Below are 15285 nucleotides of genomic sequence, written 5' to 3' on the forward strand. Positions count from 1 at the left end.
CAGCGGGGCGGGCCCCCGGGAAACGCTGGTTTCCCGGGGGCCCGCCCTGTGGCACACCGCCGCCCCGCGGGACGCGCTCGGGCGCGTCAGGGAACGCGGCCGAAGAAGTCGAGCAGAGCGGCCGTCAGCTCGGCGGGAGCGTCCTCCTGCACCAGATGGCCCGCTCGGGCGATCGGCTCCCATCGGGCACCGGGGACGAGACCGGCGAGTTCGCGTCCCTTGGCCACGGGGATCCAGGCATCGTCCTCACCCCAGCAGACCAGCGTCGGGACCTCGATACCGGCGTACCGGTCCTGTACCTCGTCGGTGTACCGCTGGTCCGCCTGGGCGATCTGCCGATAGAAGGCCGGCCGACCCGTTTCGCCCAGCCAGGGCTCGACCAGCCGGTCCAGGACCGCCGGGTGCAGCCCCGGACCGCCGGTGGAACCCACGTACTCGCGCACCAGCGCCCGGTGCAGCGCCTCGGGCAGCTGCCCGAAGACCTCGGCGTTCTCGCGGACCAGCCGGAAGAACGGCGACCCCCAGGGCGCGAGCGCGACCGGGTCGACCAGGGCGAGCGCCGCGTAGCGGGCGTCGTGCAGCAGATGCGCCCGCAGCGCGACGGCACCGCCGAAGTCGTGGGCGGCCACGAGCGGCCGCTCCAGCCCCCAGTGGTCCAGCAGCTCGGCGAAGACCCGGCCCTGCGCGGCCAGGGACACGTCCTGTCCGGCGGCCTTCTCCGACAGCCCGTAGCCGGGCATGTCCCAGACGAACACCTGGTGGCCGCGCGCCAGCGAGCGGGCCACCGCGCGCCAGACGTACGAGGAGAAGGGCGTGCCGTGCAGCAGAACCAGCGGACGCCCGCCGGGGTCGCCCAGCCGGTTCCAGCGGACGGTGCCCGAACGGCCGGCGAACGACTCGGGCAGCGGCCATGCGGACATGGTGCGGTTTCCTCTCGGTACGGCGCCGGTCGGACCGACGTCACGGCTTGCGGGCGAGTCCGCCGTGTTCACCGATGGGCCTCGGGGCCTCGGCGCCCGCCTCGGGACGCCACTGGGTCACCGGGACCACACCGGGCTCCACCAGCTCCAGACCGTCGAAGAACGCCGTGATCCGGTCGACGGTGCGCAGGATGTACGGTGCGGCACCGCTCTCGTTGTAGCCGTCCTGGGCCCGCTCGAACTCCGGGTCGATCCCCCGCGAACCGTCGTTGATCGAGAGGTAGCTGCCGGACGGCAGGGCGCCGACGAGCCGGGTGACGACGGAGCGCGCCCGGTCGTAGTCGGGGATGTGGCCCAGGATGTTGCTGAGGATCAGGGCGACGGGCTCGTCGAAGTCCAGCGTCTCGGCGGCGGCCGCCAGGACGGCGTCGGGGTCGAGCACGTCGGAGTCGATGTACGAGGTCGCGCCCTCCGGGGTCGAGTAGAGCAGCGCACGGGCGTGGGCGAGGACCATCGGGTCGTTGTCGACGTAGACGATGCGCGTCTCGGGAGCGATGCGCTGGGCGACCTCGTGGGTGTTGTCGGCGGTCGGCAGTCCGGTCCCGATGTCGAGGAACTGCCGGATCCCCGCCTCGGCGACCAGGTGGGTGATGTTGCGGCGCAGGAAGGCGCGGCTGCTGCGGGCGATGGTGACGATGCCGGGGAAGACGGCGGTGTAGGCGTCGCCGGCCTGCTCGTCGACCGGGTAGTTGTCCTTCCCGCCCAGCCAGTAGTTCCAGATCCGGGCCGAGTGCGGCACGGACGTGTCGATCTTCTGCTGCGTGGCGTTGCCGGGGGTCGTCGAGGGGTCGCTCATGGGTGCGGTCCGTCTTTCAGCCGAGGCGTGGGTGCTTGACCACAACCTACGTCGCAACGGCCCCTTTCTGTACGCCTGTTCACACTCCACGTCGGCACAGCAGCCCAGGCGCCACCGGGCCTCGCGCGGCGCCCGGTCCGCACGGCTAACCGGCGCCCACCGCACCCCGCGCGGCTGCCGTGCGGAGCACGTCGAAGCACTCGGTGAGCAGGGGCCGCAGCGGTCGCCGCCGGCCCTCGTCGATCCAGCGGCGGAAAGCGACCTTGAGCACGGCGATCGCCGCCTCGGCGGTCAGCTCCGCGCCCAGTTCGTCCACACCGCGCTCGCGCAGCGCCTCGGCGAGCGCGCCGGAGAGGGAAGCGAGCTTGATCAGTTCCCTCTCCCGCAGTTCCGCGTTCGCGTCGATGACGCTCTGCCGCAGGCCGACCAGATCGCCGCGCTCCTCGAAGACGCCCGCCGCGGCGTCGAGGGCGGCGGCCACCGCCTCCATCGGAGCCGCCGTCGCGGGCGCCGCCGCGACGGCGCCCACGCACAGCTCCTCCAGGCTGCCGGAGCCGGCGAAGAGGACCTCCCGCTTGTCGGCGAAGTGCCGGAAGAAGGTCCGCTCCGTCAGCCCCGCGCGCTTGGTGATCTCGGCCACCGGGGTCTGCTCGTAGCCACGCTCCACGTACAGCTCCAGCGCAGCCTGCTCCAGGCGGCCGCGCGCGTTCGGCTCCCATCGACCCATGCCGCGGAGTCTACGCGAGGACAGGGACTGTCATCCGGGCCGCGACGCCACCGCACGGGCCTACAGCCTGCTCTTCGACCGGGCCCGCGGCACCGGTTCCGGGGTGCCGCGCCGCCGGTAGACCAGATAGGGCCGGACCAGGTAACCGACCGGCGCGCTCCAGACGTGCACCAGCCGGGTGAACGGCCAGGCGGCGAAGAGCAGGCAGGCGCTCAGCGCGTGCAGCCTGAAGAGCAGCGGGGCACCGGCGATCGCCTCCGGCCGTGGTCCGAGGACGAACAGGCCGCGGAACCAGACCGAGACCGTGCCCCGGTAGTCGTACCCGGCGCCGAGGACGTTGTGCGCGGCGGTGGCGGAGATGCCCAGCAGCACGGTGAGGGCCAGCAGCGGGAACAGCACCTTGTCGCTGCGGTCGGTGCCCAGCCGGATCCGCCTGGACAGCAGCCGCCGGGCGCACAGCATGCCCAGCCCCGCGACCATCGCCACGCCCGCCACCGAACCGGCCCACACCGCCCCCGCGTGGTACAGGTGCTCGTCGACGCCCACGGCCTCGGTCCAGGAAGCGGGCACGGCCAGCCCCACCACGTGCCCGGCGATCACCATGAACGCGCCCAGGTGGAACAGCGGGCTGCCCCAGCGCAGCCACCGGTGCTCGAGGAGCTGACTGGTGCGCGACGTCCAGCCGAACTGGTCCTGCCGGTAGCGCCACACGTGCCCGGTCACGAACACGGCGAGACAGATGTAGGGGACGGCGACCCACAGGACGAGATCGGCGCCGTTCGCCGACGCGGCGACGAGGGACGGGGAGGTGGTGCTCATGAGCGGCCTTCGGTGCGGGGGCCGTCCGCCGTGCGCGGGGCCCGGGTCGGCGGAGCGGCCGTCGGCGGTACGAAGGCGGACGGCGGGGCGAACTCGCCCTGCCCGTAGGCCGGGTGGCCGAGACCGTCTCCGTAGGGGCCTCCGTGCGGGCCTGCGTAGGGATCTCTGTGGGGATCCCCGTAGGGATCGAGGCCCACCTCCTCCTCGGGCGGGCCCTCGGCGGCGAGCTTCGCCACGGCCGCCCGGTCCGCGTCGGTCGTCGGCGGCAGCAGACCGAGCAGCGCCGACAGCACGTGCCGGTACGGGGAGCCGGACTCGGTCAGCGCGTGCCGGATCAGCTCCAGCCCACGCCGGTGCATCCGCAGCGGCGCCTCGCCCGTGCCTGGCCCGGCGAGCGCGGCGAACTCCAGTACGACCGGCAGGTGGTCCGGCAGTTCCCCGCCGTCGGTGTCCCACCCGGCGGCCCGGTAGCGCCGGGCCAGGGTGAGCAGGGCCATGCCCCGGCGCCGGGTGTCGCCGTGCAGGTAGTACGTGAGGTACAGGCTGCTCCGGCGGCGCAGGTCGAAGGTCTCGACGTAGTGCCGGGCGAGCGCGTCGGGCTCCTCGGCGGCGAACCAGTCCATGAAGGCGCTCAGTTCCGAGGCGGCCGGCGACGCCGGCAGAGCCGCGACGGCGGACGCCAACCGCGGTCGCTGCGAGGCCAGTTCCTCGTCCGGGTACTGCGACAGCAGCGAGAGCAGACGTAGCAGCAGCGCACGGCCCTCCGCCTCCCGGGGGGACATCGGCGCCCGGCGCCGGACGGCCGCGCGGACCCGGGTGCGGACGATGGCGGGGACGGTGGTGGGCAGCGGGCTCATGCGGGGCCTTCCGACGAGGTACGGCGCAGGGTGGGCATGCCGAGGGAGACCGTGCCGCCGGACGGGGGACCGGCGGACTCCACGGGGCAGCCGCTCTCCATGGCACTCAGCGCGGCCGCGTCCTCCTTGTGCGCGGCCGGAACGACGTAGCGGTCGGCGTACTTCGCCACCGCCAGCAGCCGGTGCAGGTCACGGGCCTCGCCGGCGTCCAGCCCGACCGCTTTGAGGGCCGCCTCGTCCCCCTCCTCGCCGAGGGACACGGCGCGCATGTACGAGCGCAGGGCGGTCAGTTTCATCAGCACCCCGCCCACGACGTCCGTGTCCCCGGCCGTGAACAGGCTCGCCAGGTACTCCAGCGGGATCCGCAGCCGGGTGACCGCCGCGAACACGTGGTCCGGGTCGTCCTGGTCGCCGCCCGCCACCGTGACCGCGTCCAGGACGGGGGATAGCGGCGGCACGTACCAGACCATCGGCAGGGTGCGGTACTCCGGATGCAGGGGCAGCGCCACCTTGTACCGGGCGACCAGGTCGTACACCGGCGAGCGGCGGGCCGCCTCCAGCCAGTCCTCCGGGATGCCCGACTCCCGCGCCGCCGCGATCACCTCGGGATCGCGCGGGTCCAGGAAGACACCGCGCTGGGCGTCGAGCAGGTCCTGCTCGTCCGGGGTCGCCGCCGCCTCGCCCACCCGGTCGGCGTCGTACAGCAGCAGGCCCAGGTAGCGCAGCCGGCCGACGCAGGTCTCCGAGCAGACGGTGGGCTGTCCCGCCTCGATGCGCGGGAAGCAGAACGTGCACTTCTCGGCCTTGCCGGTGGCGTGGTTGACGTACACCTTCTTGTACGGGCACGCCGTCACGCACATCCGCCAGCCCCGGCAGCGGTCCTGGTCGACCAGGACGATGCCGTCCTCCACCCGCTTGTACATCGCGCCGGACGGGCAGGCCGACACGCAGGCCGGGTTGAGGCAGTGCTCGCACAGCCTCGGGAGGTGGAAGAGGAAGGTCTGCTCGAACTCGAAGCGGACCTTCTCGGCCCACTCCCCGCTCAGGTTGGGATCGCCGCCCGCGTGTTCGGGCGCACCGCCCAGACCGTCCTCCCAGTTGGCGCCCCAGGTGATGTCGGCGGGCCGGCCGGTCAGCACCGAGCGCGTACGGGCGACCGGCATGTCGGGACCGGCGGGGGCGCTCACCAGGTTGTCGTAGTCGTAGGTCACCGGCTCGTAGTAGTCCTCGATGACCGGCAGGTCCGGGTTGGAGAACAGGGACAGCAGCCGCCTGACCCGGCCGCCCGAGCGCAGCACCAGCCGCCCCCTGCGGTCCAGGGTCCAGCCGCCCTTCCACTTCTCCTGGTCCTCGTAGCGGCGCGGATAGCCGATGCCCGGCTTGGTCTCCACGTTGTTGAACCAGGCGTACTCGACGCCGGTCCGGTTGGTCCAGGTCTGCTTGCAGGTCACCGAACAGGTGTGGCACCCGATGCACTTGTCGAGGTTCATCACCATGGCGATCTGGGCCATCACCCGTCCGACAGTGGCTTCGCCACGGGGCATGTCAGTACTCCACTCGCTGGCTGCGACGGCGGATCACGGTGACCTCGTCGCGCTGGTTGCCGGTCGGCCCGTAGTAGTTGAAGGCGTAGGTGAGTTGGGCGTAGCCGCCCGCCAGATGCGTGGGTTTGACCAGCAGCCGGGTGAGCGAGTTGTGCATGCCGCCGCGCCTGCCGCTGATCTCGGTCTTCGGCACGTTCACGTTCCGGTCCTGTGCGTGGTACATGTACACCGTGCCCTCGGGCATCCGGTGGGTGACCACCGCACGGGCCGCCACCACGCCGTTGCGGTTGTAGGCCTCGACCCACTCGTTGTCCCGGACGCCGATCTTCTCCGCGTCGGCCGTGGACATCCAGATCGCCGGGCCGCCCCGGGACAGGTCGAGCATGTACTTGTTGTCCTGGTAGTTCGAGTGGATGGACCACTTCGAGTGCGGGGTCAGGTAGCGGACCGTGACCTCCGCCCGGCCGTCCTCGTGCAGGTGCTCGTCGCCGTAGTGCCCGATCGCGTTCAGCGGAGGCCGGTAGACGGGCAGTTGCTCACCCAGCTCGGCCATCCAGTCGTGCTGGACGAAGAAGTGCTGGCGGCCGGTGAGGGTGTGCCAGGGCTTCTTGTGCTCGACGTTGATGACGAACGGCGAGTAGCGGCGCCCGCCCGTCTCCGAGCCGGACCACTCGTACGACGTGATCACCGAGCGGGGCTGGGTGCGGGTGTCGGCGAAGGTGATCCGCTCGGCCTCGCGCTCGGCGGACAGCTCCACCAGGCCCTCGCTGCCGGTCTGCCGCTCCAGCTCCCGGAACCCCTCGGTCGCCAGGCGCCCGTTGGTGGTGCCGGACAGCGCGAGGATCGCCTCGCACATGTCGGTCGCCGTGGCCAGCGAGGGGCGGCCGGCGCCCACCCCCTCGCGCACCGTGCCGCAGCGGTGCCGCAACTCCTCCACCTCGCGGTCCGGATGGACGGTGACGCCCTTCGTGGTCGTGCCGAGGGTGTCCAGGAGCGGGCCGACGGCGCGGATCTTCTGCGCGACGGCCGCGTAGTCCCGCTCGACCACGACCAGCTTCGGCATCGTCCGCCCCGGCACCGGCTCGCACTCACCGGCGCGCCAGTCCCGCACCGCCCCGCCCGGCTGGGCGAGTTCGTCCGGCGTGTCGTGCTGCAACGGCACCGCGAGCACGTCGGTGCGGGTGCCCAGGTGCTCGGCCGCCAGCTCGCTGAACCGGTCGGCCATGCCGAGGAAGGTGTCGTAGTCGGTGCGCGACTGCCAGGGCGGTGCGATGGCCGGGGTGAAGGCGTGCACGAAAGGGTGCATGTCGGTACTGGACAGGTCGTCCTTCTCGTACCAGGTGGCCGCCGGCAGCACCACGTCGGACAGCAGTCCCGTCGAGGTCATCCGGAAGTCCATGGTGACCAGCAGGTCGAGCTTCCCCTCCGGCGCCTGCTCGTGCCACACCACCTCCTCGGGCCGCTGCTCCGGCGGGGTCTCGGCCGAACGGACGGCCGCGTCGGTGCCCAGGAGGTGCCGCAGGAAGTACTCGTTCCCCTTGCCCGACGAACCCAGCAGGTTCGCCCGCCACACGGTCAGCACCCGCGGGAAGTTGGCCGGATCGTCCGGGTCCTCGACCGCGAACCGCAGCCGCCCGGCCTTCAGCTCGTCCACCACGTGATCGGCGACCGTTCGCCCCGCGGCGGCCGCCTCGTCGGCCAGGTCGAGCGGATTGCGGTCGAAGCCCGGGTGACCCGGCGACCAGCCCAGGCGCACCGCCTGTGCCAGGCAGTCCGCGAACGCCTTGCCCCGGAACCGGCCCTCCCCGAGCGGGGACGCCAACTCCTCGGGTCCGAACGCCTCGTAGCGCCACTGGTCGGTGTTGAGGTACCAGTACGAGGTACCCGCCATGTGCCGGGCCGGCCGCTGCCAGTCGAAGGCGAACGCCAGGTGCTGGAAACCGGTCAGCGGGCGGACCTTCTCCTGGCCGACGTAGTGGGCCCAGCCGCCGCCGTTCACGCCCTGGCAGCCGGTCATGGTGGTCAGGGCCAGGAACGCACGGTAGATGGTGTCGGAGTGGAACCAGTGGTTGGTACCCGCGCCCATGGCGATCATCGAACGTCCGTTGGTGCGCTCGGCGTTGCGCGCGAACTCGCGGGCGATGCGGGCCGCCTGGGCGGCCGGCACGGAGGTGATCGTCTCCTGCCAGGCGGGCGTGTACGGCTGGTCCGCGTCGTCGTACGAGGTGGGCCAGCTGCCCGGCAGGCCGGGACGGGCCACCCCGTACTGGGCCAGCATCAGGTCGAAGACCGTGGTGACCTTCCGGCCGCCGATCCGCCGCGCCGGCACCCCGCGCACCATGACCGAGCCGCCCTCGGTGGCGCCCTCGTCGAACCGGGGCAGCGCCACCTCGGCCATCTCCTCGGCCGTCTCCAGCAGGCTCAGCTCCGGCTCGACGCCTTCGAGGTCGAGGTTCCAGCGGCCCCGCCCGGCCTCCCCCCACCGGAAGCCGAGCGAGCCGCCCGGGACCACCGTCTCGCCGGTGGCCCCGTCGAGCAGCACCGTCTTGAACCGCGCGTGCTCCTCCTCGCTGCCGAGGTCGGCCGCGGTGAGGAAGCCGTCCGGGACCAGCCCGTGACCGCTCTCGCGCAGGGTCACCAGGAACGGTGCGTCCGTGTAGGTGCTCAGGTGGTCCCAGAAGTACGGCACCTCGCGGTCGACGAGGAACTCCCGCAGGATCACGTGCCCCATGGCCATCGCCAGCGCCCCGTCCGTGCCCGGGTGCGGAGCCAGCCACTCGTCCGCGAACTTCACGTTGTCCGCGTAGTCGGGGGAGACCGCGACGACCTTGGTGCCGTTGTAACGGGTCTCGGTGAGGAAGTGCGCGTCCGGGGTGCGGGTCACCGGGATGTTGGAGCCCCACATCACCAGATAGCCCGCGTTCCACCAGTCCGCCGCCTCCGGCACGTCCGTCTGGTCGCCGAAGACCTGCGGCGAGGCGACCGGCAGGTCCGCGTACCAGTCGTAGAACGACAGCAGCGTGCCGCCGATCAGCGACATGAACCGGGACCCGGCCGCGAAGGACGCCATCGACATCGCGGGGATGGGTGAGAAGCCCGCCACCCGGTCGGGACCGTACGCCTTGACGGTGTGCACGTGCGCGGCGGCCACCAGCTCGTTGACCTCGTCCCAGTCCGCGCGGACCAGACCGCCCCTTCCGCGGGCCCGCTTGTACGCGCGCGCCTTCGCCGGGTCGCCGGTGATCTCCGCCCAGGCCGCCACCGGGTCGCCCAGGCGCCGCCGTGCCTCGCGCCACAGCTTCAGCAGCGCGCCCCGGACATACGGGTAACGGACCCGGCTGGGGGAGTAGGTGTACCAGGAGAACGACGCCCCGCGCGGGCAGCCGCGCGGCTCGTACTCGGGGCAGTCGGCGCCGATGGAGGGGTAGTCCGTGGCCTGGTGCTCCCAGGTGATGATGCCGTCCTTGACGTACACCATCCACGAGCAGGACCCGGTGCAGTTGACGCCGTGGGTGGAGCGCACCACCTTGTCGTGCGACCAGCGGTCGCGGTAGAAGCCCTCCCAGTGTTCGTCGCCCTCGCCGAACACGGCGCGGCCGTCGGCCGACACCTCCCGGCGGGTCAGCAGCCTGCGGGCGGCCAGCGGCCAGTTCTCCGCGACGCCCGACTGCCGGCGCCGCCCCTCGCGATCGTTCTCCATGGTCCGGAACGCTAGGCCGCGCCCGCCGGGCACACCCGGGGTCGCGCGGCCCCCGCCCGCCGGGCGACCGGCCCCCTTCCCCAGCCCGGGGCAGGGACCAACGGCCCTGCGAACAGGGCCGGTCGGCGCAGGGCCCGGCGCGCCCCGGGGTGCATGCTGACGGTGATCGATCGGGCGGCGCCCATCGGTCCGACGCACCCGCAGGCCGCCGGCCGCTGAAATCCCCCGTCCCCGGCCGACGGCACCCGGGACGCGTCGGGGCGCCCGCCCGGGCGGTCACCGCGTCCGGCCGTCCACCACGGCCGGACGCGATCAGCACGACGGGGCTCACCACTCAGGAGGGGCGCGCGATGAGCACCGCCCGTGCGATCCGCCACCAACGGCACGATGCGGCACAGCGGCCGTTCATCGTCATCTGGGAGTCCACCCGGGCCTGCCCGCTGGCCTGCCTGCACTGCCGTGCCGAGGCCGTCCCGGACCGCGACCCGCGGGAGCTCGACACCGCGGCCGCGCGGGAACTGCTCGGCCAGGTCGCCGACTTCGGCCGGCCCGCGCCGTTGTTCGTCATCACCGGCGGAGACCCGTTCCAGCGCCCCGACCTGACGGAACTCATCGCCCACGGCCGCAGCGTCGGCGTCCGGGTCGCCGTCTCGCCGTCCGGCACCCCCACCCTCACCGACGAGCGGCTGCGGGCCGTGCACGCCGCCGGCGCGGTCGGCATCTCGCTCAGCCTGGACGGCTCCACACCCGGACTCCACGACACCTTCCGCGGAGTGCCCGGCGTGTACGACTGGACCCTCGACGCCTGGGACACGGCGCGGGCCCTCGGCATGAAGGTCCAGATCAACACCACCGTCACCCGGCACAACCTGCACGACCTGCCCGACACGGTCCGCCTGGTCGCCGACCACGGCGCGATGCTGTGGAGCGCCTTCTTCCTCGTCCCCACCGGCCGCGGACGCGCCCTCGGGGCGCTGACCGCCGACGAGGTGGAGGACGTTCTCAACTTCGTGTACGACATGGGCAGCACCGTCCCCGCCAAAACCACGGAGGCCCACCACTTCCGCCGGGTCGCCGTGCAGCGCCGGATCCTCGCGCGCACCGGCGACGATCACGTGGCCGTGCTCGGACTCGGTCCCCTGTACCGGGAGTTGAGCGGGCGGGCCGCGGAACTGGGGCTGGTGCGGGGCGAGCGGCGGGTGCGCCGTCCGCCGCTGGACGTCAACGCCGGCCGGGGCTTCGTCTTCGTCTCCCACACCGGCACCGTGCACCCCAGCGGCTTCCTCCCGCTGGGCGCGGGCAACGTCCGCCGGACACCGCTGACCGAGATCTACCGCGCCTCGGAACTCTTCACCGCACTGCGCGACCCCGACCGGCTGGGCGGCCGCTGCGGGCGGTGCGAGTTCCGCCGGGTCTGCGGCGGATCGCGCTCCCGCGCCTACGGCACGACCGGCGACCCGTACGCCGAGGAACCGTGGTGCGGCTACGTTCCCGGCTCCTTCCCCCACCAGCGGGAACTGGCCCAGCTGCCGGCCGGAGCCGGAGAGGACGCGAGCGGCGAGGAGCGACGTGCCGAACACGCATGACATCCCGGTCGGCAGGCCCGGGACGTCCCGCCCACGCGGTCGCCACCTGGCCGCCCACACCCTGGTCGCGGCATGGCTGCTGCTGGCCGCGGCGGCGGCCGGGGCCCAGCAGAACCTGCCAGTGGCGCGCTGGCTGGCGATCCACCTCTTCCTCCTGGGGGCGGCCACCACCGCCGTCATCGTGTGGAGCGAGCACTTCGCCGTGGCCCTGCTGCACGCCCGTCCCCCCGGACGCCGGGGCAGCGACGCCCGCCTGGCCGGCGTCAACGTCGCCGTCGTCGGGATCCTGACCGGGGTGTGGGCGGACCTGCCCGCCCTCACCGGCGCCGCGTGCGTCCTGCTCGTCACCGCGACCGGCGCACACCTGGTGACGCTGGTCGCGCTGGGGCGGGGCGCGCTCGGCGGACGGCTCGCCCCCGTCGTCGGCTACTACCGCGCGGCCGCCGGGGCGCTGATCGCGGGCGCGGCACTGGGCTGGCTGCTGGCCACCGGCGGCGCCGGGCCCCAGTGGTACACCGGGCTCCGGCTGGCCCACGTGCACGTGACCCTGCTCGGCTGGATCGGACTGCCCGTGCTGGGCACGCTGTTCATGCTCTGGCCCACCGTCCTGGGCGTCCGCATGGGCGAGCGCACCACCCCGGACGCCAAACGAGTGCTGGTGCTGACCGGGTCCGGCCTGCTCGTCGCGGTCACGGCGCTGGCGGGCGGGTGGCGTCCGGCCGCCGTCGTCGGTGTCGCGGGGTACGCCGCCGGTACGGCGCTCGCCGTCGTGCTGTTCGCCCGGACGGTACGCGCACGGCGCCCGGTCTCCCCGACCGCCGCGTGGATGCTCGCCGCCGCCGTGGGGTGGCTGTGCGCCGCCGTACTGACCGACCTGGTTCTCCTCGCCGTCCGGCCCCTGGACCGGGTGGGCGACGAGGTGGCGGCGCTGGTGCCGGTGCTGCTCGTCGGGTTCGTGGCCCAGGTCCTCGTGGGCGCCCTGACGTACCTGCTGCCGGTCGTGCTGGCCACGGGCCCCGGTGAGCGCACCGCGCTGCGGACCTTCCTGGAGCGTGGCGGGCCGTGGCGGACGGCGGCCCTGAACGCGGGCGTCGCGGCCCGGGCGCTGCCACTGCCCGCCTCCGTGCGTACGGCGGGTCTGGTGGCGGCCGTCGCGGCGGGCGCCGCCTTCCTGGCCCTCGTCCTGCCGGTCCTCGTCCGCGCGGGCCGTACCAGGCTGTCCGAACGCCGTGCGCAGGATCCGCGGGACCGGGAACGGGCGTCCGCGCGGCGGCCGGTCCTGTGGGGCACCGCCGCGGGCACGGCCCTCGTCCTGCTGGGCGTCCTCCTGGCCAACAGCGGCGGCAGCCCCGGCCCACCCGCGGCAGGCACCGGCACCGGGGCCGGCCGGGCGGACTCCGCCGCCACCCGCACGGTCGCCGTGACCCTCGGGGACCTGCGGGTCCGCCCGAGCCGTATCGAGGTCGCCGCCGACACCACCCTGCGGCTGAAGGTCACCAACACCGACACCCGGCGCCACGACCTCAAGGTGGACGGCGGTCCGGCCACCCCCATGCTCGCCACCGGCGAGAGCCACACCCTCGACCTCGGCACGGTCACCGGCCACCGCACGGCGTACTGCACACTGCCGGGGCACCGGGCCGCCGGAATGACCCTGGACATCGACGTGGGCGCGGCCACCGGCGCGCAGGACGAAACGGTGGAGGCCACCGGACACGACGGGCACACGGCGGCCCCGTCCGGCGGCGGCCTCGACCCGTCCACCGACTTCTCCGCCGGCTGGAGCCCCCGCTCCGCCGCCCTCGCCCCGGCACCCGGCGGCACGGTCCACCGGATCGAACTGCGCGCCGGCCGCACCCGGGTGGAGGTGGCGCCCGGGGTCACCCAGGAGATGTGGACCTTCGGCGGCAGCGCACCGGGCCCCACCCTGCGCGGGAGGGTCGGCGACGTCTTCGAGATCACCCTGGTCGACGACGACACCATGGGCCACGGCATCGACTTCCACGCCGGCTCGCTCGCACCCGACCGCGCCATGCGCACCCTCGAGCCCGGCGAACGCCTGCGGTACCGCTTCCGCGCCGAGCGGGCCGGGGCGTGGCTCTACCACTGCAGCACCGCGCCGATGCTCCAGCACATCGCCAACGGCATGTACGGCGCGGTCGTCGTGGACCCGCCCGGCCTCGCGGAGGTGGACCACGAGTACGTCCTGGTCTCCTCGGAGCTGTACCTCGGTACGCCCGGCAGCGCGGCGCAGGTCGCCAAGCTGCGCCGTCACGAACCGGACGCCTGGGTGTTCAACGGCGTCGCCGGCCAGTACGCGGAGCGGCCCCTGCGGGTGCGGGCCGGCGACCGGGCCCGGTTCTGGGTGGTCGCCGCGGGGCCCGGTGACGGAATCGCCTTCCACGTCGTCGGCACCGTCTTCGACACGGTCTACAAGGAGGGCACGCACCTGCTGGAACCCGAGGACCCGGGCGGCGCCCAGGTGCTCGACCTGGCCCCGGCGCAGGGCGGTTACGTCGAGACGGTGTTCCCGGAGGCGGGGCACTACTCCTTCGTCGACCACGACATGCGCCACGCCGAGTCCGGTGCCCTGGGCACCGTGGAGGTGAGCCGGTAGTGGACCCCGTCGGCTGGTGGTCCGTGGTGCGGTTCGTGCACGTCGCCGGGGCCGCCCTGTGGGTCGGCGGCCAACTGTCCCTGACGCTCGTGGTCCTGCCGCTGGCCCGCCGCCTGCTCCCGCCCGAAGCCAAGGACCGCTTCGGCGCCCGGGTCGGCCGCAGCTTCGGACTGCTCACCGGAGCGGTGTTCCTGCCCGCCCAGGTGAGTACCGGCTGGGCCCTCGCCTGGCACAAGGGCGTCACCTGGGCCTCCCTGGCCGAACCCGGGTACGGGCGCACCCTGGCGGCCAAGCTGTGCCTGTTCGCCCTGGTGATGCTGGCCGCGGCGGGCCACGGCGTCGCCCACGCCAAGGGCCGTGCCGCCCCGGCCCGGGCGCTGGCCGTCGTCTCCCTCGTCGCCTCGCTCGGCGTCGTCCTGCTCGCCACCGCGCTGCCCGCGACCTGACCCGCGCCGCGCCGCCCCGAGCCCCGGCCGGTGGGGCCACCCGGCCCGCCGGCGGAGGCCGTTCAACCCTCCCTCCGGACGCGGCGCCGGCGCAGGGTGGGTGCGAACGGGCAGAGCTTTCGCGAAGGAGCCGCCATGCAGACCCGGGAAGTCGACGCCACCGCCGTCCAGACCTGCTCGCCGCGGCCGTGGCGGCACCGTCCGTGCACAACACGCAGCCCTGGCGGTTCGGCCTCGACGCGGACAGCCGGACCGTCGAGGTACGCGCCGACCACGCGCGGTGGCTCACGACCGCCGACCCCCAACGGCGGGCCCAGCACCTGTCCGTGGGCGCGGCCGTCCTCAACCTCCGCGTGGCCGCCGACCACCTGGGCTGGGACCCGGTCGTCGAGCTGCTGCCCCCGGCCGGTGACCCGAGCCTGCTGGCGACCGTACGGCTGGCCGAGCGAGCGCCGAACGGCGCGGAGCGGTGGCCGGGCGGGTCACGGTGGCCGGGCGAGCTGTACGAAGCCGTCGAGCGCCGGCACACCAGCCGGATGCCCTTCACCGGCCGCCCGGTGCCCGACCCCGTCGTCGCCGAGATGCTCGCCGCCGCCCGCGCCGAGGGGGCGCACCTGGACGTCCCCGACATCGTCGCGACCCGCCGCCTGCTGCGGCTGACCGCGGCCGCCGAGGCCCGCAACGCCGCCGACGCCGAGCGCGTCGCCGAGACCCGCGCCTGGCTCACCGCGCCGGGAGCGGCCACCCCGTACGGCATCCCCGCGACCGCCCTGGGACCCCGCGACGGATCGGGGCATGTGCCGATGCGGGACTTCGCCGCCCCGCTGCCCGCCCTCGGCCGCCCGGCCGCGCGCTTCGAACGCCACGTCCAGGTGGCCCTGTTGTGGACCTCGCACGACCGGCGCCAGGACTGGCTGCGTGCCGGACAGGCCCTGCAGCGCGTGCTGCTCACCGCGACCGCGCACGGGGTGCGCACCTCGATGCTGCACCAGGCCATGGAATGGCCCGACCTCCGGGAGGCGATGAGCGGCTCACGGCGACGCCACCACCCGCACCTGCTGATCCGCTTCGGCTACGGGCCGGAGGGCGGCCGCACCCCGCGCGCCACCGGGACCCCCGGCCCTCCCGCCGGGGACCCTCCGACCGCCGGCCGGGACCCCCGGCCCATGCCGCCGGACCGCCGAACGCCGCGAGAGTGATCAAGAACGATCTC

General features: G+C 73.9%; 10 protein-coding genes and 1 pseudogene. 4 read left to right on the forward strand and 7 right to left on the reverse strand.

Annotated features, from left to right (window positions below; all coding sequences use genetic code 11):
- Nucleotides 1-86 precede the first annotated feature (86 nt).
- The 7 genes from ACIQFU_RS07535 to ACIQFU_RS07565 form a co-directional block, all read right to left on the reverse strand.
- Nucleotides 87-920 carry an alpha/beta fold hydrolase gene (locus ACIQFU_RS07535; protein WP_402549729.1) on the reverse strand — a complete coding sequence of 278 codons (834 nt, stop codon included), beginning with the start codon at nt 918-920 and terminating at the stop codon, nt 87-89.
- 40 nt (nt 921-960) lie between these two features.
- A complete protein-coding gene (locus ACIQFU_RS07540) occupies nt 961-1776 on the reverse strand; it encodes an SAM-dependent methyltransferase (RefSeq protein WP_402549730.1) in 816 nt (271 codons plus the stop codon).
- A 145-nt stretch (nt 1777-1921) separates the two neighbouring features.
- Nucleotides 1922-2503, reverse strand: a complete 582-nt coding sequence (locus tag ACIQFU_RS07545) for a helix-turn-helix domain-containing protein (RefSeq protein ID WP_402549732.1) — start codon at nt 2501-2503, stop codon at nt 1922-1924.
- Nucleotides 2504-2563: 60 nt separating this feature from the next.
- On the reverse strand, nt 2564-3322 hold the full coding sequence (gene narI / locus ACIQFU_RS07550; RefSeq protein ID WP_402549734.1) for a respiratory nitrate reductase subunit gamma: 759 nt from the start codon (nt 3320-3322) through the stop codon (nt 2564-2566).
- A complete protein-coding gene (gene narJ / locus ACIQFU_RS07555) occupies nt 3319-4179 on the reverse strand; it encodes a nitrate reductase molybdenum cofactor assembly chaperone (protein WP_402549735.1) in 861 nt (286 codons plus the stop codon). Before narJ ends, narI begins: the two co-directional genes overlap by 4 nt.
- A complete protein-coding gene (gene narH / locus ACIQFU_RS07560; protein ID WP_402549737.1) occupies nt 4176-5723 on the reverse strand; it encodes a nitrate reductase subunit beta in 1548 nt (515 codons plus the stop codon). The genes narJ and narH overlap by 4 nt, the downstream gene beginning before the upstream one ends.
- 1 nt (nt 5724) lies before the next feature.
- Nucleotides 5725-9423, reverse strand: a complete 3699-nt coding sequence (locus ACIQFU_RS07565) for a nitrate reductase subunit alpha (RefSeq protein WP_402549739.1) — start codon at nt 9421-9423, stop codon at nt 5725-5727.
- A 350-nt stretch (nt 9424-9773) separates the two neighbouring features.
- On the opposite strand from ACIQFU_RS07565, the gene ACIQFU_RS07570 reads away from it, so the two are divergent.
- The 4 genes and pseudogenes from ACIQFU_RS07570 to ACIQFU_RS07585 all read left to right on the forward strand — a co-directional run bounded on the left by ACIQFU_RS07570 (nt 9774) and on the right by ACIQFU_RS07585 (nt 15271).
- Complete coding sequence (locus tag ACIQFU_RS07570; protein WP_402549741.1) at nt 9774-11009, forward strand: TIGR04053 family radical SAM/SPASM domain-containing protein; 1236 nt, start codon at nt 9774-9776, stop codon at nt 11007-11009.
- On the forward strand, nt 10993-13626 hold the full coding sequence (locus ACIQFU_RS07575; RefSeq protein ID WP_402549742.1) for a multicopper oxidase domain-containing protein: 2634 nt from the start codon (nt 10993-10995) through the stop codon (nt 13624-13626). The genes ACIQFU_RS07570 and ACIQFU_RS07575 overlap by 17 nt, the downstream gene beginning before the upstream one ends.
- Entirely contained in the window at nt 13626-14072 is a 447-nt protein-coding gene (locus ACIQFU_RS07580; RefSeq protein ID WP_402549743.1) for a hypothetical protein, read from the forward strand. Before ACIQFU_RS07575 ends, ACIQFU_RS07580 begins: the two co-directional genes overlap by 1 nt.
- A 135-nt stretch (nt 14073-14207) precedes the next feature.
- Nucleotides 14208-15271: pseudogene (locus ACIQFU_RS07585) on the forward strand (Acg family FMN-binding oxidoreductase).
- The last annotated feature ends 14 nt before the right edge of the window (nt 15272-15285 follow it).

The organism is Streptomyces sp. NPDC093065, assembly GCF_044754585.1.
GTDB lineage: Bacteria > Actinomycetota > Actinomycetes > Streptomycetales > Streptomycetaceae > Streptomyces.